Genomic DNA, 26804 nt, shown 5'->3' with positions numbered 1-26804 from the left:
AATCGAAAATAAAAATATGTTAAAAAAATGTTTTTGCTAAATTTATTACCACTTCAGGCTTTAAATCTTTCATGCATTTGTGGTGTTTTAAAGGACAGACCTTTTGCATGCAAGGCATACAAGCTAAATTTAAATGTGCTATTTTAGCATTTTCTTGCCAAGGCGAGGTTTGACTGAATTTGGTAGAACCAAAAACAGCCACCGTTTTCACTCCATAAACTGCGCCTATATGCATAGGACCACTATCGTTTGTAATGAGCAAATCAAGCATAGAAATATTTTTGCATAAAGTATAAATGCTAGTTTTACCACAAAGATTTTTTGCCCTTATGCCTTCTTTTAAAAGATAATGTTCAATTTCATTACAAATTTCTCTCTCGCTTTCTACTCCAAAGATTAAAATTTGATGAGTTGGGCTAAATTCTTTTGCTACCCTTGCAAAATAACTCGCCTCCCATCTTTTAGCACTTCCAAAATGTGCACCTGGATTTATACCTAAAATTTTTTGAGTTGATTTTGCTTTTATAGGGAGTTTTAAAGCATTTGAAGTGGCTTTAAAATTTAAAGCTTTTTCTGTGAAATTTAAGTATTTTAAGACTTGATGTTCTTCTTTTAGAATATTTTTATCAAAATAAAATCTTTTTTTTGCTTTGATTAGATTTAAAATGATCTTACTTGAAAATGCCGAGCGAAACGAAAAAGCTAGATCAAAATTACCAAGGTTTTTTCTAGCTTTTAAAATTTGCTTATATCTTTGCTTTTTATTTTCTACTAAAATTTGAGCATTTTCAAAGCGTTTAAAAAGCTCTGTGCTTACAAAAGAACCATAAAAAGTAAATTTGGCTTGGGGGTATTTTTCTTTTATAGCATAAATAGCCGCACTAGCCATCACTGCATCGCCAAGCCAAGTAGGAAGGTTGATAAAAATATTCATAATTTTCCTTAAAAATAAAAGCTATAATTATATCAAAAAATAAAGAGTTAACATGAATCAAATTTCCATCATACTGCCAACTTATAATGTGGAAAAATATATAGCTAGAGCATTAGAAAGTTGTATTAACCAAAGCTTTAAAGATATAGAAATCATTGTGGTAGATGACCTTGGAAATGATAAAAGTATAGATATAGCTAAAGAATATGCTAGTAAAGATGATAGGATAAAAATCATACATAATGAAGAGAATTTAGGAACTTTTACTAGTAGAAATATAGGTGTATTAAATGCAAAATCAGATTTTATAATGTTTTTAGATCCTGATGATTATTTAGAGCTTAATGCTTGTGAAGTTGGACTTGAAAAAATTAAAAATGTAGATATGGTAGTGTTTGATGCATATGTACATAGAGTGAAATTTAAGAAATTTTATAGATTTAAACAAGATGGGCTTTTTAACAAAGATGAATTTTTGGAATTTTTACTTAAACAAAAACATTTTTGCTGGAGTGTTTGGGCAAAAGTATATAGGAAAAATTTGATTTTAAAAAGTTTTGAGTATGTTGATTTTAAAGAAAAACTTTGTTATGGGGAAGATGTGCTTTTTAACTATATAAATTTTATGATTAGTGAGAGTTTTTTTGTATCGAAAGAATGTACATACCGCTATGAATTTAATGAAAATGGCAGATATGAAAACAAAAATAAAGAAATTTTATGGCAAAATTACGAGCATAAAAAGCAAAGTTTAAAATGCATTAAAAAATTAGCTAGTGTTTTTTCATATAAACATTTTAATGAAAAAATATTAGAAGTTTTAGAAAAAGAAATTTTAGGGTTAGAGAGTAGAGTTTGGAAAAAGTAAAAGTTTTTATCATCAATCTAGAACGCTCAGAAGATAGAAAAAATTTTATGCAAGAACAAATTCAAAAACTCTTCGCGTGTAATCCAAATTTAAAAAATCAACTAGAATTTGAATTTTTTAAAGCCGTCGATGGTTCTAAAAATGAGCATTTACAGTTTAAAAGTCACTTCCCATGGTGGTGTCAATTTGTACTTGGGCGTGAACTTAGCGATAGTGAAAAATCATGCTTTGCATCTCATTATAGTTTATGGGAAAAATGCCAAGAACTTAATAGTCCTATCATCATTTTAGAAGATGATATCGTCTTTAGTGATGAGCTTTTAAACAACTCAAATATCATTGAAAAATTACTAAATAGCAACTATGAATACATAAGATTTTATTACCTTTTTGATAAAAGAATACACCATTTAAATAACAATTTTTACATAAGTTACGAGAATACTGGTGGCACGCAAGGATATTTTATACACCCAAATGCTGCAAAAAAGTTTGTTAAAAAGGCAAAATATTGGTTTAAGCCCGTAGATGATTATATGGATATGTATTATTATAATAAAATGCAAAACATCATCTATAAACCATTCTTACTTGACTTAAATCATGTAGAAACTACCATAACACAAAGAAAAAAGAAACTTAGCATACCATCTAAAATTATAAGAGAAATTATAAGATTTTATTTTTATATTTTAAAAATTACATATAATAAAAAAATATTTCAAGGATAAAAAATTGAAAATAGCTGTAGTTGGTATAGGTTATGTAGGTTTATCTAATGCCGTTTTATTATCTCAAAATCATGAAGTTTTTATGTTAGACATAGACCATAAAAAAGTTGAAAAAATCAACAATAAAGAAAATGTTATACAAGATGATCTTATAGAAGAATACTTAAAATATAAGCCTTTAAACATCCAAGCTCATACCAATCAAGAAATAGTTTACAAAAATACAGACTATATTATAATAGCTACACCAACAAATTATAATGAAGATTTAAACCACTTTGATACTTCAAGCATAGAAGAAGTTATAAGTAGTGCATTAAAAATAAATCCTTCTGTAACAATCATCATAAAAAGCACTATTCCTATAGGATATACGGAAAAGATCAAAAAACAATTTAATTATGAAAATATTATATTTTGCCCAGAATTTTTAAGAGAAGGTAAGGCTCTATATGATAATTTACATCCTAGTAGGATTATAGTAGGAGAAAAATCATCAAAGGGGTTGAAAATTGCCAAATTATTTCAAGAGAATGCTTTAAAAAAAGATATCTCAGTGTACTTAACAAATTCAACAGAAGCTGAGAGTATAAAACTTTTTTCAAATACATATTTAGCTATGCGTATAGGATTTTTTAACGAAATTGATACATATGCTAGAAAACATGGTTTAGACACAAAAGATATTATTATGGGTGTTAGTGCTGATCCTAGAATAGGAAATTACTATAATAATCCTAGTTTTGGATATGGTGGTTACTGCTTACCAAAAGATACTAAGCAATTATTACAAAATTTTAAAAATACTCCTAACAATCTAATTAAAGCCATTGTAAAAACTAATGAAACTAGAAAAATATTTATAAAAGATACTATACTATCACTCAAGCAAAAAAGAATTGGAATTTATAGACTTATTATGAAAAAAGATTCAGATAATTTTAGAAATTCAGTTATGCTTGATATTATAAAATATCTTAAAAATCACAATGCTGATATTATTATATACGAACCATTATTAAATGATGAAACAGATGAATTTTCTATAGAAAATAATTTCGCACATTTTATAGAATCTTGTGATATTATCATAGCAAATAGGATAGACGATAAAATCCGCAACTATAAATATAAAATTTTTACAGCAGACGTGTTTGAATGCGATTTTTAATTTATTTTAAAATAGCGAAATAATAATATTAAATATTCTTCAGTTAATATCATAGGATCTATAAAATGATTTATTTTATTCTCTTTTAAATAAACTCTTAAATTAATCCATTTAATTGTCTTTGCCATATTGCTTCTAGATATTTTAATGTATGGCAAATGATAGTTATTTAATTCAACATGATATATATTTTTTTCTTGTATTTTTAACATCTCTATAGATCTATTTTTATTGTTCAATATATACCTAAATTCTTCAAAAAAAATATTACTATTTTGAATCAACCAATGATCATTGGGATTGTATAAAAATGAATTAAATTCTCTTTTTTTTGAAACATATATTTGACTATTTATAATACAAAAATCAATCCTAGGATAGCTAACAACATCTTTGTTACTCTTTGGAATATAAAAACTTTTATACAACTTCTTAGCATCATAAATATGATCAACATCGATTTTAACCATCCATTCATCTTTAGGAATATGGCTTAATATATAATTATAATAGCTATAAAGTTTATTATATTCACTTTTTGGATTTTCTGTATCAATCTTATAAGGATATTTAATAGGAACAAAAGAAGGATATTTTTTACAAAACTCTAAGATAACCTCCTCGCTTCCATCCTCACAATCATTATAGCCAATAACACCTCTTTGTATAGCAGGTAAAATACTTTCCAAAGAAGACTTTATTGTTATTATTTCATTGGAAACTCTTATAAAAGCCCAAGGATTTAATGGCGATTTTACATTTTTTGAGCGAATATCAAGTTCAAAAAAACCACTGTGCTTTACCCCCCCCCTCTTCCTATCTCTTGTATTGATTTTATTATTTATTTTAATATTATCAACGATTTGTAATTTTTTATTTTTTTCTAGATAATAAAGATTACTTTTATTATTAATTTTATCTCTAACAACTTTAGGGATGAAAATATCAGCATAACCATATATAATATTATTAATTTTTTTACGAATTTTTTTACGAATTTTTTTTATAGGAAAAAATTTTGAACAAAACTTAAAGAAAGCATTGCACATTAAAAAACATATTTTAATCTGCAATATTTTTATATCGTTCATAGCACTCCTTAACCTGACTAACATCTATATTATCTTTAACTTTAAAAACAGCTAAAGTATCAATACTATCAATACAATCTAAAAAATCTAATATTACCCCATATTTTTCTTTTCTATTAAAAAAATCATGAACTATATAAATACTTTTTGGACAATTTAGAATAGAATTTAATACACAAGCAACTCTAAATCTTCCATCAATAAAAATCAAATCAATCAAAGATGGGTTTATAACCGAAAAAACATACTGTGAATATAAAATAAACTTATCTTTGCAATTTAATGATTTTGGATATCCCCATTCCTTTGTCTCTCCAATATCCACATGGAAAAATTTTAATCTAGAATTTTGCAATGAAGCCGAAATTACCTCATTTTTAGATAGAAAATTTATAAAATTTAAATCTGACTCAACAGAATATATACAAGCCGAAGTAGAATACGCTACTACAAAAGTACTACCACCGCATCCAAATTCTAAATAATATTTTGACCTGATTGCATAAGATAAAAATAAATTAATTTCATTTTTAGTTGCACACATAGGGAAAAAATATCTATATTTTTGATTTTCTATATTTAGTCTAGTATTTTTTACAATATTTTCTTTTAAATTAAAAAAACCAATAAACATTCTAAATATTTTCTTGGATTTTATATATGGTTTTATGTAAGGAATTTGTTTTTTTAAATTTAAAGGATCTTTATTGAAATTTTTTATTTTTATAGCTTCTTTGCTATAAGTTGGTAAAAATTTATATTTCAACAATGCTCGAAAATACTTATTATTTGTAGAATCTAAAAATTTAACCAACTCTAAAGTTTGCTTCATCCAGCTACTTGCTTTATGATACATTTTAGCTTGTATAGGATCGTATGAGAATTCTTTATAAATATCATTCAAATAAGAAGGAATATTTGCTTTTGTTATAGTTTTATCATGATTAACACTGCTATTAGCTCTAATTCTATAAAAAAGTAGTTTTTTTGGTAGTATATAAATTTTACTGCTTTGCATAAACAAAAGAATACCAAAATGATGATCTTGATGAATAACATGTGACAAGAACTGCAAGTTAATTGTACATAAAAACTCAAATTTAATCAGACCTTGCCATACAAAAGCAAAATCTTTAATCTTTTTTATTTTTAAACATTTTTTCGCCCATTCTCCAGAAGTAATACATTGTTCTTGCGTATAATCGTGATTTTCTAATCTTGTAAAATTTTCTATAAAACCTTCAACTTCATTCACATTATAATTATTAAACCATATAATATCAATATCTGAATCTATACAAGGTCTAATTGCCTCTTCAATGCAATTTAAAGTCAAATAATCATCAGAATCTAAAAACATAACATAATCAATCTTACCAATAGCATAATTTAGATGTGTATGTATTTTATTTATTCTATACTCTTTTAATAAATCCTCGTTTTCTTTAAATTTTTCTGCATTTTTTAAATAATCAATACCTATATTTCTTGCAACACTTTGTCCATCATTTTGCTTATCAATGAGTGTAATTCTCGAATCATTTTTAAAATAATTTAAAGCTATTTCTAAACTATCATCTGTACTTCCATCATTTATTAAAATAATTTCTAAATTAGAGTAAGATTGATCGACAACACTATCCAAACATTCTTTTAGATATGAGGATACATTATAAATTGGTATAATTATTCCAACTCTCTTACTCATAAGCTTATTTCCTTAGTTGTATTTTGTTATAATTATAAAATTATATTATAAATAATTAATCATTAGGATTAACATGAGTCAAATTTCCATCATACTACCAACTTATAATGTAGAAAAATATATTGCTAGAGCATTAGAAAGTTGTATTAACCAAACTTTTAAAGATATAGAAATCATTGTTGTAGATGATTGTGGTAATGATAAAAGTATAGATATAGCTAAAGAATATGCTAGCAAAGATGATAGGATAAAAATCATACACAATGAAGAGAATTTAAAACTTTTAAGAGCAAGATATGAAGGTGTTAAAGTGGCAACTTCACCTTACATAATGTTTTTAGATCCTGATGATTATTTAGAGCTTAATGCTTGTGAAGAATGTGTTAAAATTTTAGATAAACAAAAAGTTGATTTGATATGTTTTAATTATTATGAATGCGATGACTATAAAAAAGAATGGAATTTTTTTGAAAGTGCATTTTATAATAATGAAAATTTTTGCTATTTTTTATTTTCAAGGTATCCTAAATTTAGTTGGAATATTTTCAATAAAATACTAAAAAAAGAGTTATATCTCAAAGCTTTTAATACAATTAATCTTCAACCAAATGAAAAAAATACTATGGCTGAAGATTTTTTATTGGTTTTACATAGTCTAAAATTTATAAATGCAATTGGTATCACAAAACAATATTTATATAATTATAATATTTCAAATGAAAATTCATCAACTAGAGAAAAAAAAGATCTTAATAAAATTAAATCCTATATTCATGACTTATCTTTTGTTTTAGAAAAAATTTCAAATCTTACTCAAAATCAAACAAATAAACTTCATTCGCTGATTTTTAAAATCGCTATATATGATCTAAACATCCATAAAATAGATTTAACATATAAATACACAAATAAAAATTTTTTTGAAAAAATTTTTTTGAAAATACAAAGAAAAAAAATTAAAATTAAAAAAAATATCCAAATAAAAAATGTTAAAAATATCCTAAAGGAAGCAAATGTATCACATTGTTTTTAGTGCAGATGAAAATTATATTAAATACACAGCTGTTTTGATTACAAGTATTATTAAAAATACAGATAAAAATAAATTTTATCAAGAAAACGAAATATATTATTTTCATATTTTAAGTAATAATATTAGCAATCATACTAAAAATAAACTTCAGAAATTAGAACAAGAACTTAATTTAACTTTCCCATGCAAAATACAAATTCACATTCAAAACGATGAAGATTTTAAACATTACCCCATCAGCGGAGCTGCTCATAGTAATTTCCTTACATACTATAGATTTAAAATAAGTTCTATATTAGATAGTAAAATAAACACTTGTTTATATTTAGATTCTGATATGCTATGTTTATGTGATATAAGAGAAATTTTTACTATTAACTTAGAAGGAAAAATAGCCGGTGTTGCAGGTGATCCTGGCTCCAAGCGTGCAAAAATAAAATTTAAAGAAAACAATCAAAAACACACTTTGCATTTTGATGAAAATTATTTCAATGCAGGTTTTTTACTTATCAATCTAAAAGAATGGAAAAAACATAATATAGAACAAAAATGTGAGGATTTAGCTAGCAAATGCTACTACATAAAAGCTGCTGATCAAGATTTACTTAACGCCACCATAAAACCGCAATATCAATTAAAGCTTGATTTTTCGTATAATTTCAATATTATCACTCTTTTTTATGCTATATGTAAAGATGAGCAAGCAAATAGACTTAATTACACAAGAGATGAATTTACCAAAAGTGCAAAAACACCTAAAATTTTACATTATGGAGAAAAACCTTGGAAATTTTTAAAATCATACACAGATTTGCAAGGTAAAAATATAAATGATTATTGGTGGCAAATAGCAGAAAAAACACCTATTTTTAATGAAGAATTGCTCGAACAAAAAGCAAACATTAAAGATCATTTGCTTTATAGTGCTTTGGGATTTGAGCTTTTAAAAGCTATAAAAAGTTTTAATTTTGCAAAAATATCATCTTTAATTCATAACACTAAAAAAGATGAGTATTTTTTAAAAGAACCACAAAAGATTAATGATGATATTTTTGGACTTTGTTGTATGCTTGGAGAAAGTATTTTATATGCAAGAAAAAATCAAAAAAACACCTTCAGTGTTTTTTTAAAAGCTATCAAAATGGTCAAAAATTTTAAAAAATACGCAAACAAATCAAGAGTTTAATAACTCTTGCCATTTTTGTATAACTTTTTCTTTAGAGAAATTATGAAAAATATTTTCTTTTGCTCTTTGTCCCATTTGTTTTCTTAAATTTTCATCATCCATAAGTAAACAAAGCTTATTTGCAAATTCTTGCAAATCACCATCCTCGATTAAATATCCATTTTTACCACTTTCTATAATATCACTAGGACCTGTGTTAATATCAAAAGAAATTAAAGGAATTTTATAAGAACTAGCTTCAACTAAAACCATAGGAAATCCTTCCCATTTGCTTGTCATAACATAAATACTAGCATTTAAATATTCTTTTTCTATGTCTTTAGTAAAAGGTTTTAAGATAATTGAATTTTCTAAATTATTTTCTTTTATTTTATTTTCTATAGTATTTTTAAACTCACCTTCTCCAACTATAGTTAAAGCCCATTCTTTGTATTTTACATTTTTTTGTACAAGCTTCCAAATTTCAATAAGCCTTAAAAAACCCTTTTCATCATTTGCTGTCATACGGCCTATACTTAAAATATTTTTTTGAGTTAAAATAGAATTTATATCGGATAAACAAGGTAAAAAATTTGGTATAACCCAAACATTCTTATGATATTTTCTCCACTGATCAATTTGTTTGGCTGATAATACCACTAAAGTATCAAAATAATTATTTTTAAATCGATATTTTTTAAAATGATTATGAATAAAATTAATATATTTTGTATTCTTATTTTTAAAGAAAGGAAAATGAGGACAATTATTAAAAATCATCACATCAATATCTTTATATCTTTGTTTTAACAAAAAACACTCATAATGCTTGTAATATAACTTATAAAATAATCTTTCTTTTTTTACATCAGCTCTTGATTTGCTATGCAAGTAATCTATTTTAATATTGTCATTTAATTCATAAGCTACATCAACTCCTTGTTTGTAAAAACTAAAAATTTTTACATCATATCCAAGCTCAAAAAGTGCATTTGCTAAATTTACGACAACCCTTTCAGCACCACCCCCTATAGTAATATCCCCAATAAGTAATAAAATTTTCATTTCCAAGTCACTTTTTTATTTTTTATAGTTTCAAGATAAATTTGATGATTAATTTCAAGCATATTTTTGCTATTTTCTTCATGGTAGATATGATAAGCTAAGGCATTAAATTTAAGCCTTTTAAACACTCCCTCATTAAATAAAAATCTAGCTACAAACTCACTATCCTCCCTACCCCAGCCTATAAATTTTTCATTAAACCCTTCAATGGCTTCAAAATCACTTTTATAAAAGCTCATATTACAACCTCTTATGCCTTTAATGAGTTGTGATTTTTTAAAAATTTTCTTAGTTAGTCTTGAAAATTTATATACACATTTAGCTAAAAAAATATTTCTTTGATTTTTAAAACCTTTTTTATCAAATGCCAAACTAAAATCATTTTTGCTTAAAAGTTCTTTACTTTCATTTTCATTTAAAATCACCCTAGAGCCTTGCAAAAACACTTTTCTTTGCGCAAATTTCAAATGATCATTAATGAAGTTTTTCTCTAAAATCATATCTCCATCTATAACGATTATATATTCGCTTTTAGAAGTTTTAATAGCTTTATTTCTAATCTCACTTAGTCTAAATCCCTCATCTTCTTGCCAAATATGCTCTAACTTACATGGAAAATCCTTTTGATAAGCTTGTATAAGCTTAGCTGTATCTTCCCTGCTTCCATCATCAGCTATTAAAACCTCATCTGGTAAAGGCTCTAAGTTTTTAACGCTATCAAGCACCAAAGCAAGTCTTTCTTTTTGATTATAGGTTGTAATGATTAAGGCGCAAGTTTTTGGCTTTTGCTTTTTAAGTTCATACAATTTCATATATTTAAAAAAAGCTCCAAGGCCATTACAAGTACTTATGATAAAGCCTTTATAACCATAAAAAATCCCTTTTTTTAAAACATAATTTCTAAAAAAAGTCCAAATTCCTCTTAATAATGCTTTGCAAACACTACTTTCTTTATGTAAATTTTGCAAAGCCCAAAGCTTGGAGTATTTTTGAAGTTTATCTAACAAACTATCGATATCTTCAAAAGCAAAATGCCTCAAACCATTTTGCAACTTAATCTTTTTGCTATCTTCATGTAAAATCAAACTCTCATGTACCAAATTTTCATTAAAACTAGTATGGGTTTTATTAAACACCCGCATTACATGATCAGGCCACCACCCACAAGCTTTAATCCACTCTCCATTGTATAAATTTTCTCTTGGCAAAGCTATGATATCTTCTTTATTAGGCTCAATTTGCCCTAATTCTTGTAAAAATTCTTTCTTAGCAAGCTCATCTGCGTCAATATTAAAAATCCAATCATTACTAGCATAACTTATGGCTAAATTTTTCAAAGGTCCAAAACCTATAAATTTATGCTGATAAATCTTGATATTTTTATAGTTTTTACTAAATTCATAAGCGATTTTCAAAGTATCATCATTGCTATCATTTTCTATTAAAACTATCTCGCCAAATTCTTGCAAAGATTCCAAGCAAGCTTTTAAAGTTTTTTGAGCATTTTTAACAATCATTATCACACTAATTTGCTTTAAATCCATTTTATATCCTATAAATACAACTCATGATTATATCTTTTAAATCTCTTATGAAAGAAAAAATACTCATCAGGTTTAAATTTAATCATCTCTTCACAACACTTTGCCTGATACTTAGTAAGCTCTTCTACACTTGCCTTACTTGCGTCTAAAGCCTTAAAAGTTTTTACAAAAAATTTCTCATCTTTTTGATACACAAAACAAGGTAAAATCATAGCATTTGTTTTTTTAGCAAGCACACTTGCACCTGCTATAAAATTTACTTCTTGATTAAAATATTGTATTTTTACACTTTCACTATCCACCGCATCTTGATCGGTTAAAATTCCAAGCGATCTACCTTCTTTTAAGGCTTTTAGCATTTTTTTAAGCCCGCCTTTTTTTTCTATAAGCTCTATGTTAAATTGCGTACGATTTTTACTTAAAATTTTATCCATTATCACGCTATCAAGCGCTCTTCCAACTATGGAAATTCCTTGAAATTTAGCCCCAAAAGATAAAGCTAAAAGTTCCCAGTTACCATAATGAGCCGTAGTTACAATCAAGGGTCTTTTACTTTGCATTATATTTAAAATTTGCTCCTCATCATCAAAGCAAATTTTATTGATGATTTCTTCTTTGCTTGCATTTTGATTTTTGATAAAATCAATCCCAAATTTAGCAAAATTTTTATAGATATTAAGACTAGTTTCATCACGCCATTTTTGATCTTTTCCAGGAAAGCAAATTTTTAAGTTTGCGTCAATGATTTTGCGGTGTTTATGATTTAACTTATAAGTGATTAAAGCAACCAAATTTGCAAAAGAACTTAAAAGCTTTGAAGGTAAAATCTTCACAAGAGCTTTTAATATATAAAAAAGGCTTAGATATACATAATTTATCATTTTTCTAAAAGCTCACAAGCAAGTTTAAAAATATCTTTTTCATCGATATTTTGTATGCAAAAATCACTCTTATCTATATGCTTTGAATGCAGTATTTTTTTACCTGCATTGATTGTTTTATTGATATTTGTTTCATAAGCATTTCTTTGACTAGGAGTAGCACCAAAAATCGTTATAGAAGGCTTGTTTAGCGCAAAGGCTAAATGAGTAGGCCCGCTATCATTTCCGATAATCAAATCACTTGCCTTAGTTAAAGCACAAAGCTCACTTAAGCTTAATTTTGGAGCAAGTTCTATTTTCAAATGCTTTAAATTTAAAACTATATCTTTAGCAAAATTAAACTCATTAACATTACCCCAACCAAGCATGATTTTTGCACTAGTAAAATACTCTAAAAGTATTCTGCAAAGTAGTATCAAACGCTCTTTTGGGTAAATTTTATTAGGCATAGATGAGCCTATATGTATGAGTATATTTGGCGCACTTTCACTTAAAGAAAGCCTTTGTTCTAAGCTTTCTTTTAACTCATCATCTACGCTAAAACAACTTTGTTTTAACTCTATATCGCTATGATCAAAATGTTCATTTAATACATAAGCTACCAAAGAAAGATTACGCACGATAATATTTTCTTCATAATTACACGCAAATTTATGCGTATAAAAATTGCTCGCAAAGCTCTCTTTTATACTTTCTTGATCAAAACCAAAAGTATTGGCACATAAAAATTTACTTACCAAAGCAGATTTAATCAAACCTTGCAAGTCAATCACAACATCATATTTGTTTTGTCTTGCTTCAAAAAGCATAGCAAAAACTTCTTTGAATTTTCTATCTTTTAAAGGCAGGGCATAAACTTCATTGATCATTGGATGATCTTGCAATAATCCTGCAAATCTTGCATCTACAAACCAATCAATACTCGCCTTAGGATAATGCTTTTTAATAAATTGTAAAACAATTACCGCATGGATGATATCTCCAAGTGCGGATAACTTAACCAAACCTATTTTCATATGCTACTTTATTTTTAAATTTTCTGTTATGATTTTAACAAAGATTTTTTTAAAAAAAGGTTTATCATGCAAGAATATATTTGCGTTTTTGATTGTGAGAGCATTCCTGATGTAGAATTGATAAAACATCTTTATGATTTTAATGGCGATGATTTAAGCATTAGCAAGCAAGCTTTAGAAAGACAAAAAGAAGAAAGCGGAAGTGAATTTTTACCCCTGCCTTTTCATAAAGTTATAAGCATTTGTGCAGTGATTGCAGATAAATTTGGAAATTTCATCAAAGTCAATAAAATCAAAGGTGAAAATGAAAAGCAAATACTAGAAGAGTTTTTTAACTTCATAGATAAACACCAACCCCGCCTTGTAAGTTTTAATGGTAAAAGCTATGACATGCCTTTGCTTGTTATAAGAGCATTAAAATACAATATCAACGCAAGTGCTTATTTAGATGCAAGCGATAAATGGAATAACTACAAAAGCAAATTTGTAGAAAATAAACATTGTGATTTATTAGAATCTTTAGGAAGTTTTGGGCAAAAAGGCTTAAAACTTGACACACTTTGTGCTATGATAGGACTTCCTGGAAAGTATGATGTGCATGGAAATGAAGTATTAGAACTTTTTTATCAAAACAAATTAGAAAAAATTCACGAATACTGTGAAAGCGATGTGTTAAACACCTATATGCTATTTTTAAAATACGAACTCATCAAAGCTAATTTAACCCAAGAAGATTATCTTAATATTTTAGAAAATTTCAAAGAAGAGCTTTTGCAAAAACATAGCGATAAAAGCTATCAAAAGCCATTTTTAGAGGCCATAGAAAAAGAAAAGAGTAAGTTTTAAATTAATTAAGAAAAGTATATTAAAATAACTATTATTAAATATCACAAAAAGGATAAAAATGAAAATTTTAATCACCGGTGGCGCAGGATACATAGGCTCTCATACTTTAAAACAATTTTTAGAAACAAATCATGAAATTTGTGTATTAGATAATCTTTCAAAAGGTAGCAAAAAAAGTTTAGATGAACTTTCTAAAATCAGACCTTTTAAGTTTTTTGAGCAAGATTTAAGCGATTATGCTGGGATTAAAAAACTTTTCAAAGAAGAAAAATTTGATGCGATTGTGCATTTTGCAGCTAGTATTGAAGTTCCTGAAAGTATGGAAAATCCTTTAAAATACTATATGAACAATACCGCAAACACAAGCAACTTAATCCAAACTTGTTTAGAAATAGGTGTGAAAAAATTCATCTTTTCTTCAACCGCAGCAACTTATGGAGAGCCACAAACTCCTATCGTAGATGAGCAAAGTCCATTAGCACCGATTAATCCTTATGGACAAAGCAAGCTTATGAGTGAAAAAGTCCTACAAGATGCTAATATGGCAAATCCTGAATTTAAATACTGCATTTTAAGATACTTCAATGTAGCAGGTGCTTGCATGAGTTATCCTATAGGTCAACGCTATCCAAAAGCTACTTTGCTTATCAAGGTTGCTGCTGAAGTAGCCACAGGAAAAAGAGAAAAGCTTTATATTTTTGGCGATGATTATAATACTAAAGATGGCACTTGTATTAGAGATTTTATCCATGTTGATGATATTTCAAGTGCGCATTTAGCTGCTTTAGAATACCTAGAAAACAATGAAAGTAATATTTTTAATGTAGGATATGGACACGGTTTTAGCGTAAAAGAAGTTATTGAAACTATGAAAAAAGTAAGTGGGGTGGATTTCACAGTAGAACTTGCACCAAAAAGAGCTGGGGATCCTTCTGTGCTTATTTCAAATGCGGATAAAATCAAAACTCTAACTAATTGGAAACCAAAATATGATGATTTAGAATTAATCTGCAAAAGTGCTTATGAGTGGGAAAAACAGTGTTAAAAAAACTTTTTTTTATACTCAATGCTCATGATAAGAAATTTTTATTTGCTTTACTAATTTTTTCTATTTTTATAGGATTTATAGAAAGCTTTGCTATTTCTTTAATCATGCCTTTTGTATCAGTGGCGAGTAATTTTGAGCTTTTAGAAAAAAGCTCCTATTTTCAACCTATATATGAGTATTTAAATTTACCAAGTTATAAGATTATTGCTTATTTTGGCTGTATATTAATCGCCTTTTATATTTTTAGAGCCTTTTTAAATGCCTTTTATTTTCATTTGCTTGCGCGTTTTTCTAAAGGGCGGTATCACAGCCTTGCTTGTCGTATTTTTGATAAATACTTACATCTTGAATATGAGAATTTTACTAATAAAAATCAATCAGAACTTTTAAAAACCATCACTCAAGAAGTATTTCACTTAAGTACTTTAATTAGTGCTTTTTTGCTTATGTTAAGTGAAAGCTTTGTGGTGTTTTTGCTTTATACTTTATTGCTAATTATCAACTATAAAATCACCCTAGCTTTAAGTGCTTTTTTACTTTTAAATGCTTTTATTTTGATCAAAATTCTTTCACCCTTGGTAAAAAAAGCTTCCATAGTTAGAGAAGAGGCGATGAAAAATTATTTTGAAATTTTAAATGCAAATTTAAACAATCTTAAAATCATCAAACTCAAAACCAAAGAACAAAGCACACAAAAGCTTTATGAAACTCAAAGTGGGCTTTTTGCCAAAGCAAATATTAGCAATGAAAGCATGTCAAGTATTCCTAGAATTTACCTTGAAGGTATAGGTTTTTGTATGCTTTGTTTTATTGTGGTATATTTAGTTTTAAGATATGAAAGTGATATTTCCTCTATCTTAGCAACTATCACCATTTTCGTAGTAGCTCTTTATAGGCTTATGCCAAGTGCTAATCGTATTATCACAAGTTATAATGAAATCACATATTATAAAAACTCTTTAGATATTATTTATAACATGCTCAATGAAAAAGAAGAAAAACTAGGCGATAAAAGTATTGAATTTAAAGAAAAAATCGTTTTGAAAAATCTTTTCTTTGCTTATAAGGGTAAGAAAAATTTATTTAAAAATTTAAATTTTGAGCTTAAGAAAAATGAAAAAATAGCTTTTATAGGTAAAAGTGGAAGTGGTAAAAGCACTTTAGTCGATCTTATCATAGGGCTTTTAAAACCAAGCGATGGAGCTATATTTGTAGATGGAATTAAGCTTGATGAGAGCAATATAAAAAGTTTTAGAAGTAAAATTGGCTACATACCTCAACAAATTTATCTTTTTAATGATTCTATTGCTAAAAATATTAGCTTTGGAGAAGAAGTAGATGAAGCACTTTTGCATAAGGTAATCAAACAAGCTAATCTTGAAAACTTTGTAAATTCACTTGAAGATGGAGTGCATACTAAGGTAGGTGATTCAGGTTCGTTTTTAAGTGGGGGTCAAAGACAAAGAATAGCCATAGCAAGAGCGCTTTATCAACAGCCTGAAATTTTAGTTTTAGATGAAGCAACTAGTGCTCTTGATCAAGAAAGTGAAGCAAAAATCATGGAAGAAATCTATAAAATTTCAAAAGATAAAACCCTCATCATCATAGCTCATAGACTTTCAACCATACAAGGTTGCGATAGAGTATTTGAAGTAAATCATGGGCATTTAAAGGAGCAAGTATGAAAATCACTTTCATCATAGCTACTTTAAATTCAGGTGGTGCTGAAAGAGTATTGGTCACTTTAGCTAATGAGCTTTGTAAAAATCATGAAATAAATATTATTAAATTTCACAAAGAAGACTCTTTTTACAAGCTTGATCCAAAAATCAAACTTTTTACCCTAGAGCAGTTTGACTTTTCCACTCTTTATAATAAAATAGCCTCACGCATTAAAAAACTCAAAGCCTTAAAACAAGCACTTAAAGATCATAAAAGCGATGTTTTTATCTCATTTTTAGATACCACTAACATCGCTTGCATTTGGGCAAATAAAGGTTCCAATACACCTTTAATCATTAGCGAGCATAGCTCTTATACTTATTTAAAATCTAAAATTTGGAAATTTTTACGCCGTATAAGTTTTCCTCATGCAAATGCTCTAACCGTGCTAAGTAATGATGATAAAAATTATTATGAAAACTTTGTTAAAAAAGTTATCAATATGCCAAATCCTTGTCATTTTAGCCCCATTAAAGAAAATTTAGAAAAAGAAAATAATGTCATTTTCGTAGGCAGACTTGATCATAATAAAAATGCTTCTATGTTTTTAAAAGCCATAGCAAGGCTAGATACAAATTTACAAAAACAATACAATTTTTTCATAGCAGGCGATGGAGAATTAAGACAAGATTTAGAACAAGAAGCTATGAAATTAAATATCAAAGTTAATTTTTTAGGTAAAGTTGAAAATATGCAAGAGCTTTATAAAAAAGCAAAAATAATCTGCCTTTGCTCTTTCATAGAAGGCTTGCCAACGGTTTTACTTGAAAGTTTATATTATCAAGTAGCACGCATTAGCACTAAATACACAAGCGGCCATAAAGATTTAATTGATGATGGAAAAGATGGATTTTTAGTAGATTTAGATGATGAAAAGGCTTTAAGCGAAAAACTCGCCCTTTTAATGCAAGATGAAAATTTAAGAAAAACACTAGCGCTTAATGCACAGCAGCGATGTAAAGATTATGAAGTGGCCAATGTAGCACAAAAATGGCTTGATTTAATCAAAGAAGTAAGGGTTTAACATGAAAAAACTAGCAATTTTTATTTATTCTTTAGGAAGCGGTGGTGCTGAAAGAGTTGTATCTACGCTATTACCTGTGTTAAATTTAAAATATGAAGTACATTTGATTTTAATGAATGATAAAATATCCTATGACATTCCTGAGGTTAATATCCACTACCTTGAAAAATCAAATCCAAGCGAAAGTAATTTAGCTAAATTTTTAAAACTACCCTTGCTAGCTATGAAATACAAAAAGCTTTGCGAAGATTTAAAAATCAATTTACAATTTGTATTATTAAATAGACCTAATTATATTGCTTTAATGGCAAAATCCCTAGGACTTGAATCAACCCTTATTATCAATGAATGTACTACTCCAAGTGTGATTTACAAGCATAATAATCTAAATTCTTTTATCAATAAATTTCTTATTAAAAAACTTTACAATAAAGCAGATTTAATCTTAGCAAATTCTATAGGAAATAAAGAAGATTTAATACAAAATTTCAATATAGAGGCTAAAAAATGCGATATTTTATACAATGCCATAGATTTAGAAAACATTATAGAAAAATCTAAAGAAGAAATAGACTTTAAAGATCCTTTTATACTAAGTGTTGGCAGACTTGATCATGGTAAAAATCATGCTATGCTTATAAGAGCTTATGCAAAAGTTAAAACTGATTTAAAATTAGTCATTTTAGGCGAGGGTATTTTAAAAGATGAACTTTTAGCTTTAATAGAAACTTTAAATTTAAAAGACAAAGTCTTTTTACTAGGTTTTGATAAAAATCCTTATAAATACATGAGTAAATGTGACTTTTTTGCTTTTGCTTCAAGTTTTGAAGGTTTTTCTAATGTTTTAATCGAATGCCTAGCTTGCAATACTGCCGTGCTTTGCACTGATCATAAAAGCGGTGCAAGGGAGCTATTTTTAGATGATGAGTTTGGACTTTTAGTAAAAGTAGATGATGAAAAAGCCATGCAAGAAGGCTTAGAAAAAATGTGTAATGATGAAGCATTAAAAGCTTCATATAGACAAAAGGCTTTTTTACGTGCAAAAGAATTTGATAAAATTAGCATAGCAAAGCAATTATTTGAATTTTTCAACAAGGCATAAAATGAAACTACGACAAAATTTCACGGATAATAATTCTATAAAATATACCTGTATTTTAATCCTTATAGCCTTTGCTTTTAGTGTTTTGTGTAGATTATACTGGGTAGCTTGGGCAAGTGAGTTTTATGAGTTTTTCTTTAATGATCAACTCATGATTACTACTAATGATGGTTATGCTTTTGCAGAAGGTGCAAGAGATATGATAGCAGGTTTTCATCAACCTAATGACTTATCTTATTTTGGAAGCTCACTTTCTACTTTGACTTATTGGCTTTATAGTATTTTGCCTTTTAGCTTTGAAAGTATTATTTTATATATGAGTACTTTTTTTGCTTCTTTGATTGTTGTGCCTATTATATTAATCGCAAGAGAGTATAAACTCACTACTTATGGTTTTATAGCAGCCTTGCTTGGAAGCATTGCAAATAGTTATTACAACCGCACTATGAGTGGGTATTATGATACTGATATGCTAGTATTAGTTTTACCAATGCTTATTTTACTTACTTTTATACGCTTAACTATTAATAAAGACATTTTCACCCTACTTTTAAGTCCGGTTTTCATTATGATTTATTTATGGTGGTATCCATCAAGCTATTCTTTAAATTTTGCTATGATAGGACTTTTTGGACTTTATACTTTAGTATTTCATAGAAAAGAAAAGATTTTTTATCTAGCTATTGCTTTGATGATCATAGCTTTAAGTATGCTAGCATGGCAATATAAACTTGCTTTGATTGTATTATTATTTGCTATTTTTGCTTTTAAAGAAGAAAAAATTAATTTTTATATGATTTGGGCTTTGATTTTTATTAGCATTTTGATATTACATTTAAGTGGTGGTTTAGATCCTGTTTTATATCAACTTAAATTTTATGTTTTTAAAGCTTCTGATGTGCAAAATTTAAAAGATGCTGCCTTTATGTATTTTAATGTTAATGAAACTATTATGGAAGTAAATACTATCAATCCTGAAGTATTTATGCAAAGAATTAGCTCTAGTGTTTTAGTATTTATCCTTTCTTTTATAGGTTTTATCTTACTTTGTAAAGATCATAAAAGCATGCTTTTAGCTCTACCTATGCTTGCACTAGGTTTTATGGCTTTAAGAGCTGGACTTAGATTTACCATTTATGCAGTTCCTGTGATGGCTTTGGGTTTTGGGTATTTTTTATATGCTTTTTTTAATTTTTTAGAAAAAAAACAAATCAAACTTAGTCTAAGAAATAAAAATATCTTACTCATACTTATTGCATTTTTTAGCATAAGCCCTGCTTTGATGCATATTTATTATTATAAATCCTCTACTGTTTTTACTTCTTATGAAGCTAGTATTTTAAATGATTTAAAAAATAAAGCTCAAAGAGAAGATTATGTCGTTGCTTGGTGGGATTATGGTTATCCAATACGCTATTATAGCGATGTAAAAACCTTAATCGATGGTGGAAAACACCTAGGAAAAGATAATTTTTTCTCATCTTTTGTCTTAAGTAAAGAACAAATTCCAGCAGCTAACATGGCAAGACTTAGCGTAGAATACACTGAAAAATCTTTCAAAGAAAATTATCCTGATGTTTTAAAAGCTATGGTAAGAGATTATAACCAAACAAGTGCTAAAGATTTTTTAGAAAGTTTAAATGATAAAGATTTTAAATTTGATACCAATAAAACTAGAGATGTATATATTTACATGCCTTATAGAATGTTGCGTATCATGCCCGTGGTAGCACAATTTGCAAATACAAATCCTGACAATGGAGAGCAAGAAAAAAGTTTATTTTTCTCCCAAGCTAATGCTATAGCTCAAGATAAAACCACAGGTTCTGTTATGCTTGATAATGGAGTAGAAATTATTAATGATTTTAGAGCCTTAAAAGTAGAAGGTGCAAGTATACCTTTAAAAGCTTTTGTGGATATAGAATCCATCACTAATGGCAAATTTTATTACAATGAAATTGATTCAAAAGCTCAAATTTATTTGCTCTTTTTAAGAGAATACAAAAGCTTTGTGATTTTAGATGAAAGTCTTTATAATAGTGCTTATATACAAATGTTTTTATTAAATCAATATGATCAAGATTTATTTGAGCAAGTCACTAATGATGCAAGAGCAAAAATTTATAGGCTAAAAAGATGAAAATAGGAATTTTAACCCATAGTGCAATGAGTGTGTATTATTTTCGTCTTGCACTCATTAGGGCTTTAGAAAAAAATAATCATGAAGTTATAATCATCACTCCAAAAGATGATTTTGCTATTAAGTTACAAGAGCTAGGCTATAAGGTTTGTTTTTATGATTTAGCTAGATCAAGTGTCAATCCTTTGATTGTTTTTAAAAATCTACTTAGTTTAAAAAATACACTCAAAAGTTTAAATTTAGATCTTTTACAAACAAGTGCTCACAAAAGCAATACAACAGGTATCATAGCAGCTAAAATGGCGGGCATTAAATACACTTTTGGTTTGGTTGAAGGCTTAGGAAGTTTTTATATAGATGATGATTTTAAAAGCAAATTAGTAAGAATGAGCATTAATTTACTTTATAAAATTTCTTTTAAACTTGCTAATGGTTTTATTTTTGTCAATGAAAGCAATGCTTTATTTATGAAAAATTTAGGCTTAAAAGAAGAAAAAATCAAAATCATCAAATCCGTAGGACTAAATTTAAAACAATTTTTACCTTTAAAAATTAACACAGAAGAAAAACAAGCTTTTTTAAAAGAACACAATATGCCCAATAAGCCTATCGTTTTAATGATTTCAAGAGCGCTTTGGCATAAAGGTATTAAAGAATTTTATGAAGCAAGCCAAATTTTAAAAGATAAGGCAAATTTTGTTTTAGTGGGTGGAAGAGATGATAATAAATCTTGTGCACCATTAGAATTTTTAAACTCAAATGATGTTTTTTATCTTGGCGCAAGAAGTGATATTGCACATTTATTAAATTTATGCGATATTTTTGTTTTACCAAGCTATAAAGAAGGCTATCCAAGAACGGTTTTAGAAGCACAAGCTTGCAAAAAAGCATGTGTTGTAAGTGATGCTGAGGGTTGCATTGAGGCAGTGGATAATGCCATAGATGGTTTAATTTGTAAATGTAAAGATAGTAAAGATTTAGCTGAAAAAATCGCAGTTTTATTAGAAGATGAAAAACTAAAAAATACTTTAGCACAAAATGCTTTTCTTAGAGCGCAAAATTATGATGAAAATATCATAGCTTTGAAATATCTTGATTTTTATAGGGGTTTTACAAATGTATAAAAATGGTTTAAAGCGTGTTTTTGACTTTTTTTTGGCTTTGATTTTATTGATTATTTTTTTACCCTTTATAGTGCTTATCGGTATTGTTTTAAAAATCGTTCAAGGAAGTGTGCTTTTTAAACAAGCAAGACCAGGATTAAATGAAAAAATTTTTTATATTTATAAATTTAAAACTATGAGTGATGAAACCGATGAAAATGGAGAATTACTTCCTGATGCATTACGCCTAAAGCCTTTTGGTAAGCTAGTTAGAAGCTTGAGCTTGGATGAATTACCACAACTTTTTAATGTATTAAAAGGCGATATGAGCTTCATAGGCCCAAGACCTTTACTTGTAGAATACTTACCCTTATACAATCAAGAGCAAAAAAAACGCCACGATGTAAGACCGGGCATTACAGGTTGGGCACAGATTAATGGACGCAATGCTATTTCTTGGGAGCAAAAATTTAAATATGATGTAGAATATGTGCAAAATTGCTCTTTTTTATTTGATCTTAAAATCTTTTTTATGACCATTGTTAAAGTTTTAAAAAGAAGTGGGGTTAATAAAGAAGGAGTAGCTACAACGGATAAATTCAATGGACACAACTAAAAGTATTTATATATATGGTTCTAGTGGGCATGGTTTAGTCTGTGCTGATGTGGCTAGAAATTTAGGGTATGAAAAAATCATCTTTTTAGATGATAATAAAGGCTTAAAATATCACTCCAACTTAGAAAAACATGATATGTTTATTGCTATTGGCGCAAACTCTATTAGAGAAAAACTTTTCAAAAAAGCAAAAGATGATGGATTTAGATTAGTAAATTTGATACACAAAAGTGCTATTATTAGCCCAAGTGCTTTTTTAGATGATGAGGGTATTTTAATCATGCCAAATGTCGTAGTTAATGCTAAAGCTAGCATTGCAAAAGGTGTGATTTTAAATACTGCCTGTGTGATTGAGCATGAATGTTTTGTAGATGAGTTTAGCCATATTAGCGTTGGAGTTAAACTAACAGGAAATGTAAAAATAGGAAAGCGTTGTTTTTTGGGAGTTAATTCAAGCGTTATTCCTTGTATGAGTTTAAATGATGATATAACTTTAGGCGCAGGAGCAGTTGTAGTTAAAAACTTAACTTCTAAAGGCATTTATGCTGGAGTTCCTGCTAAGAAAATAAAGGAGGTAAAATGAGATTTTTTCTATCAGCACCACATATGAGTGGAAAAGAATTAGAATACATACACAAAGCTTTTGAAAGTAATTATATAGCACCTTTGGGTGAATTTGTTAATGCCTTAGAACAAAGTATTAAAGATTATACAAAAAGTTCTAACGCACTTGCTCTAAATGCAGCCACTGCAGCTATTCATTTAGCTTTAAGAGTTTTGGGTATCAAAGAGGGTGATGTGGTTTTAGCTTCAAGTTTTACTTTTATTGCTTCAGTAGCGCCTATTTCTTACATGAATGCTACGCCTGTGTTTATTGATTGTGATGAAACTTATAATTTAGATGTAAATTTATTAAAAAAAGCTATCAAAGAAAGCCCTAAAAAGCCAAAAGCTCTCATTTTAACACACCTTTATGGTAATGCTTCTAAAATGGATGAGATTGTCCAAATTTGTAAAGAAAATGAGATTTTTTTAATCGAAGATGCTGCTGAAGCTTTGGGAAGTTTTTACAAAAATAAAGCTTTAGGTACTTTTGGGGATTTTGGAGTATATTCTTTTAATGGTAATAAAATCATCACAACAGGCGGTGGTGGTATGCTTGTGAGTGAAAATCATGCTAATCTTGAAAAAGCAAGATTTTATAGCACTCAAGCTAGAGAAAATTGCCTTCATTATGAGCATAAAGAATATGGCTATAATTATAGAATGAGTAATATCTTAGGTGCAATCGGCACTGCTCAAATGGAAGTTTTAGAAGAAAGAGTAAGTAAAAAGCGTGAAATTTATAGCTGGTATAAAGAATTTTTAAGTGGCACCTTTACTTTTTTAGATGAACTTGAAAATACCAAGTCAAATCGCTGGCTAAGTACTGCTTTACTTGATTTTGATTTAAATAAACTTAATACTTATGAAAAACATTGTATATGTGAAAATAAAAATGTTCAAATTCAAGATAAAATTTTAAAAATCATACAAGTTTTAAAAGATAATAAAATCGAAAGTCGTCCACTTTGGAAACCAATGCATTTACAAGAACTTTATAAAGGTTGCGATGCTTACTTAAATGGCAATAGTGAGTTTTTCTTTAGCAATGGAATTTGCCTTCCAAGTGCAACTACTATGAGTAAAGCTGATGTAGAAGAAGTTTCTACTTTAATCTTAAACACCTTAAAGGACTAAGATGGATTATAAAAGCAAACGCTTAGGTTTTTTCCTAGGCGCTGATATTTTACTTTTTGTTATAAGTATTTATTTGTCTTTTTCTTTACGCTTTAGTGCAGACATCCCGAGTGAATTTTATGAAGGTATGTTTAAAAGTGCGGTGATTTTGATTTTACTTAAAATCATTTTTCTAGCTTTTTTTAAAATTTATCAAGTTGCTTGGAGATTTTTTTCACTTAATGAGGCACGTAAATTAGTTATCGCTTTAGCTTTAGCTGAACTTGTATTTTTAGCAATTTATTATTTTTATGATGATTTTTTTAATCCTTTTCCAAGAAGCGTTATAGGAATAGACTTTGTTTTATCTTGTATGTTAATTGGAAGTTTGCGTATAAGCAAAAGAATGATAGTTGATTTTAGAAAGCCAAAATATAATGAAGAACATCCTTGTATAGTAGTTGGTGCCACTTCAAAGGCTTTGCATTTATTAAAAGGAGCCAAAGAAGGGAGCTTAGGACTTTTTCCTGTAGCTGTGGTAGATGAGCGTAAAAATTTAATAGGTACTTATTGTGATAAATTTATAGTTGAAGAAAAAGAAGTCATTAGAAAATATACCGCTGAAGGTATTCATACTGCTATCATTGCTTTAAAACTTGAGCAAGAAGAACTCAAAAAGCTTTTTGATGAGCTTATTGCTTATGGGATTAATGATATAAAACTTTTTTCTTTTACACAAAATGAAGCAAGAGATATAAGCATCGAAGATTTATTAGCACGCAAGCCAAAAGATTTAGATAATGCTTGCGTGATTGATTTTATCAAAGATAAAGTAGTTTTAGTTAGTGGGGCTGGCGGGACTATAGGAAGCGAGCTTTGCAAACAATGCATTAAATTTGGCGCAAAACACTTAATCATGCTTGATCATAGCGAGTATAATTTATATAAAATCAATGAAGAATTAAGCTTGCATAAAGAAAAAATTGAACCTATTATGATGAGTATATTAGACAAAGAAGCTCTAGAAAAACTTTTACAAGAAAAAAACATAGATTTGGTTTTACATGCAGCAGCTTATAAACACGTGCCTTTGTGTGAGCAAAATCCACATTCAGCTATTTTAAATAATATCATAGGTACTAAAAATTTAATCGATCTTGCAAAAACTTACAAGGTTGCCAAATTTGTTATGATAAGTACTGATAAAGCTGTAAGACCAACTAATATCATGGGTTGTACAAAAAGAATTTGTGAGCTTTATGCACTAAGTTCAAGTTGTGAAAATTTTGAAGTAGCTTGTGTGCGTTTTGGTAATGTTTTAGGATCAAGTGGAAGTGTTATACCTAAATTTAAAGCTCAAATTGCAGCTAATGAGCCACTTACTCTTACTCATCCTGATATAGTACGTTATTTTATGCTTGTGGATGAGGCTGTGCAACTTGTTTTACAAGCTGCTGCTATTGCAAAAGGCGGGGAGTTATTTGTACTTGATATGGGTGAGCCTGTTAAAATCATGGATTTGGCTAAAAAAATGCTTTTGCTTTCTAATAAAAAATTAGAAATTAAAATCACTGGACTTAGAAAAGGTGAAAAACTTTATGAAGAACTTCTAATCCATGAAGATGATTTAAAAACTCAATATGAAAGTATTTTTGTTACCACTAGCGAAATTAAAGATTTAAAAATTTTAAATCAAGAAATAGAAAAATTACTCCAAAGCACAGATCCTGCAAAAGTTTTAAAGGAAATTGTGCCTGAATTTAATCACAATAAAAATGGAGAGTGATTAAATTCTAATTTTATTTTAAAATGGTATAATATATACTTTTAATTGATTAATAAAAATAAAAACGATACAATTACACTTATGTAATTACATCGAAATAAAGGAAAAAAAGTGAAGTTATTAGTAGTTGATGATAGTTCTACCATGAGAAGAATAATCAAAAACACTCTTGTAAGATTAGGTCATAAAGATGTTTTAGAAGCTGAACATGGAGTTGAAGCTTGGGATTTACTTTCACAAAATGATGATATTAAAATTTTAATTACCGACTGGAATATGCCTGAAATGAACGGCTTAGAACTAGTAAAAAAAGTAAGAGCAGAAGAAAAATACGCTGATATGCCTATTATCATGGTAACTACAGAAGGTGGTAAGGCAGAAGTTATTACAGCCTTAAAAGCAGGTGTAAATAACTATATCGTAAAACCTTTTACACCTCAAGTATTAAAAGAAAAACTTGAAGATGTTTTAGGAACAAACGAAGGCTAATT

24 protein-coding genes are annotated in these 26804 nt (G+C 28.0%); 17 read left to right on the top strand and 7 right to left on the bottom strand.

The features are described 5' to 3' along the window. Positions 1-19: 19 nt before the first annotated feature. The gene (waaF, locus tag CAMP18497_RS00330; RefSeq protein ID WP_337212073.1) at positions 20-934 is read right to left on the bottom strand and encodes a lipopolysaccharide heptosyltransferase II; all 915 of its coding nucleotides are present in this window, start codon (positions 932-934) and stop codon (positions 20-22) included. Positions 935-986: 52 nt separating this feature from the next. Here waaF and CAMP18497_RS00325 point away from each other — a divergent pair, with 52 nt between their 5' ends. The 3 genes from CAMP18497_RS00325 to CAMP18497_RS00315 are packed head-to-tail and all read left to right on the top strand — an operon-like array spanning position 987 to position 3704. Next, a complete protein-coding gene (locus CAMP18497_RS00325) occupies positions 987-1802 on the top strand; it encodes a glycosyltransferase family 2 protein (protein WP_337212072.1) in 816 nt (271 codons plus the stop codon). After that, positions 1790-2533: a glycosyltransferase family 25 protein gene (locus tag CAMP18497_RS00320; RefSeq protein ID WP_337212071.1), complete on the top strand. Its 744-nt coding sequence runs from the start codon at positions 1790-1792 to the stop codon at positions 2531-2533. The genes CAMP18497_RS00325 and CAMP18497_RS00320 overlap by 13 nt, the downstream gene beginning before the upstream one ends. Positions 2534-2537: 4 nt before the next feature. Further along, complete coding sequence (locus CAMP18497_RS00315) at positions 2538-3704, top strand: nucleotide sugar dehydrogenase (RefSeq protein ID WP_337212070.1); 1167 nt, start codon at positions 2538-2540, stop codon at positions 3702-3704. Here CAMP18497_RS00315 and CAMP18497_RS00310 read toward each other — a convergent pair. Continuing rightward, positions 3701-4795, bottom strand: coding sequence for a beta-1,4-N-acetylgalactosaminyltransferase (locus tag CAMP18497_RS00310; RefSeq protein WP_337212069.1), 1095 nt, complete (start codon positions 4793-4795; stop codon positions 3701-3703). The two genes, CAMP18497_RS00315 and CAMP18497_RS00310, sit on opposite strands and share 4 nt — an antisense overlap. Then, positions 4767-6503, bottom strand: a complete 1737-nt coding sequence (locus CAMP18497_RS00305) for a glycosyltransferase (RefSeq protein WP_337212068.1) — start codon at positions 6501-6503, stop codon at positions 4767-4769. The genes CAMP18497_RS00310 and CAMP18497_RS00305 overlap by 29 nt, the downstream gene beginning before the upstream one ends. Positions 6504-6576: 73 nt before the next feature. Between CAMP18497_RS00305 and CAMP18497_RS00300 the strand changes: the two genes are divergently transcribed. Next, the gene (locus CAMP18497_RS00300) at positions 6577-7536 is read left to right on the top strand and encodes a glycosyltransferase family 2 protein (protein ID WP_337212067.1); all 960 of its coding nucleotides are present in this window, start codon (positions 6577-6579) and stop codon (positions 7534-7536) included. After that, positions 7517-8722, top strand: coding sequence for a glycosyltransferase family 8 protein (locus CAMP18497_RS00295; RefSeq protein WP_337212066.1), 1206 nt, complete (start codon positions 7517-7519; stop codon positions 8720-8722). Before CAMP18497_RS00300 ends, CAMP18497_RS00295 begins: the two co-directional genes overlap by 20 nt. On the opposite strand, the gene CAMP18497_RS00290 is transcribed toward CAMP18497_RS00295, so the two are convergent. From CAMP18497_RS00290 to waaC, 4 genes are read right to left on the bottom strand one after another with little or no spacing between them, the layout of a single operon-like run. Further along, positions 8711-9766: a glycosyltransferase family 4 protein gene (locus CAMP18497_RS00290; protein ID WP_337212064.1), complete on the bottom strand. Its 1056-nt coding sequence runs from the start codon at positions 9764-9766 to the stop codon at positions 8711-8713. The genes CAMP18497_RS00295 and CAMP18497_RS00290 overlap by 12 nt on opposite strands. Further along, positions 9763-11310 carry a glycosyltransferase family 2 protein gene (locus CAMP18497_RS00285; RefSeq protein ID WP_337212063.1) on the bottom strand — a complete coding sequence of 516 codons (1548 nt, stop codon included), beginning with the start codon at positions 11308-11310 and terminating at the stop codon, positions 9763-9765. Before CAMP18497_RS00285 ends, CAMP18497_RS00290 begins: the two co-directional genes overlap by 4 nt. Positions 11311-11318: 8 nt before the next feature. Continuing rightward, a complete protein-coding gene (locus CAMP18497_RS00280) occupies positions 11319-12191 on the bottom strand; it encodes a lipid A biosynthesis lauroyl acyltransferase (RefSeq protein ID WP_337212062.1) in 873 nt (290 codons plus the stop codon). Continuing rightward, the gene (waaC, locus tag CAMP18497_RS00275; protein WP_337212061.1) at positions 12188-13207 is read right to left on the bottom strand and encodes a lipopolysaccharide heptosyltransferase I; all 1020 of its coding nucleotides are present in this window, start codon (positions 13205-13207) and stop codon (positions 12188-12190) included. Before waaC ends, CAMP18497_RS00280 begins: the two co-directional genes overlap by 4 nt. Before the next feature lie 66 nt (positions 13208-13273). Between waaC and CAMP18497_RS00270 the strand changes: the two genes are divergently transcribed. The 12 genes from CAMP18497_RS00270 (at position 13274) to CAMP18497_RS00215 (ending at position 26802) form a co-directional block, all read left to right on the top strand. Next, on the top strand, positions 13274-14053 hold the full coding sequence (locus CAMP18497_RS00270) for a 3'-5' exonuclease (RefSeq protein WP_337212060.1): 780 nt from the start codon (positions 13274-13276) through the stop codon (positions 14051-14053). Between the two features lie 58 nt (positions 14054-14111). Beyond that, entirely contained in the window at positions 14112-15098 is a 987-nt protein-coding gene (gene galE / locus CAMP18497_RS00265; protein ID WP_337212059.1) for a UDP-glucose 4-epimerase GalE, read from the top strand. Further along, positions 15092-16786, top strand: coding sequence for a BC-type lipopolysaccharide transporter PglK (pglK, locus tag CAMP18497_RS00260; protein ID WP_337212058.1), 1695 nt, complete (start codon positions 15092-15094; stop codon positions 16784-16786). Before galE ends, pglK begins: the two co-directional genes overlap by 7 nt. Beyond that, positions 16783-17847 (top strand): GalNAc-alpha-(1->4)-GalNAc-alpha-(1->3)-diNAcBac-PP-undecaprenol alpha-1,4-N-acetyl-D-galactosaminyltransferase, encoded by a 1065-nt coding sequence (gene pglH / locus CAMP18497_RS00255; RefSeq protein ID WP_337212057.1) that lies wholly within the window; start codon positions 16783-16785, stop codon positions 17845-17847. The genes pglK and pglH overlap by 4 nt, the downstream gene beginning before the upstream one ends. 1 nt (position 17848) lies before the next feature. Continuing rightward, the gene (pglJ, locus tag CAMP18497_RS00250) at positions 17849-18949 is read left to right on the top strand and encodes an N-acetylgalactosamine-N,N'-diacetylbacillosaminyl-diphospho-undecaprenol 4-alpha-N-acetylgalactosaminyltransferase (RefSeq protein WP_337212056.1); all 1101 of its coding nucleotides are present in this window, start codon (positions 17849-17851) and stop codon (positions 18947-18949) included. 1 nt (position 18950) lies between these two features. Next, a complete protein-coding gene (gene pglB / locus CAMP18497_RS00245; protein ID WP_337212055.1) occupies positions 18951-21089 on the top strand; it encodes an undecaprenyl-diphosphooligosaccharide--protein glycotransferase in 2139 nt (712 codons plus the stop codon). After that, positions 21086-22213: a N,N'-diacetylbacillosaminyl-diphospho-undecaprenol alpha-1,3-N-acetylgalactosaminyltransferase gene (gene pglA, locus CAMP18497_RS00240; protein WP_337212054.1), complete on the top strand. Its 1128-nt coding sequence runs from the start codon at positions 21086-21088 to the stop codon at positions 22211-22213. The genes pglB and pglA overlap by 4 nt, the downstream gene beginning before the upstream one ends. Next, positions 22206-22808, top strand: coding sequence for an undecaprenyl phosphate N,N'-diacetylbacillosamine 1-phosphate transferase (pglC, locus tag CAMP18497_RS00235; RefSeq protein WP_337212053.1), 603 nt, complete (start codon positions 22206-22208; stop codon positions 22806-22808). The genes pglA and pglC overlap by 8 nt, the downstream gene beginning before the upstream one ends. Beyond that, positions 22795-23391: a UDP-N-acetylbacillosamine N-acetyltransferase gene (gene pglD / locus CAMP18497_RS00230; protein WP_263695618.1), complete on the top strand. Its 597-nt coding sequence runs from the start codon at positions 22795-22797 to the stop codon at positions 23389-23391. The genes pglC and pglD overlap by 14 nt, the downstream gene beginning before the upstream one ends. Next, a complete protein-coding gene (gene pglE, locus CAMP18497_RS00225) occupies positions 23388-24548 on the top strand; it encodes a UDP-N-acetylbacillosamine transaminase (protein ID WP_039628859.1) in 1161 nt (386 codons plus the stop codon). Before pglD ends, pglE begins: the two co-directional genes overlap by 4 nt. 1 nt (position 24549) lies before the next feature. Continuing rightward, positions 24550-26313 carry a UDP-N-acetylglucosamine 4,6-dehydratase (configuration-retaining) gene (pglF, locus tag CAMP18497_RS00220; RefSeq protein ID WP_337212052.1) on the top strand — a complete coding sequence of 588 codons (1764 nt, stop codon included), beginning with the start codon at positions 24550-24552 and terminating at the stop codon, positions 26311-26313. Between the two features lie 111 nt (positions 26314-26424). Then, on the top strand, positions 26425-26802 hold the full coding sequence (locus tag CAMP18497_RS00215; RefSeq protein ID WP_039619063.1) for a chemotaxis response regulator CheY: 378 nt from the start codon (positions 26425-26427) through the stop codon (positions 26800-26802). Positions 26803-26804 lie beyond the last annotated feature (2 nt).

The sequence above is a fragment of the Campylobacter sp. W0066.1 genome, assembly GCF_024723635.1.
Lineage (GTDB): Bacteria > Campylobacterota > Campylobacteria > Campylobacterales > Campylobacteraceae > Campylobacter_D > Campylobacter_D lari_C.
The sequence above is the reverse complement of the archived record's forward strand: the minus strand, read 5'-3'. Positions and strand labels throughout refer to the sequence as shown.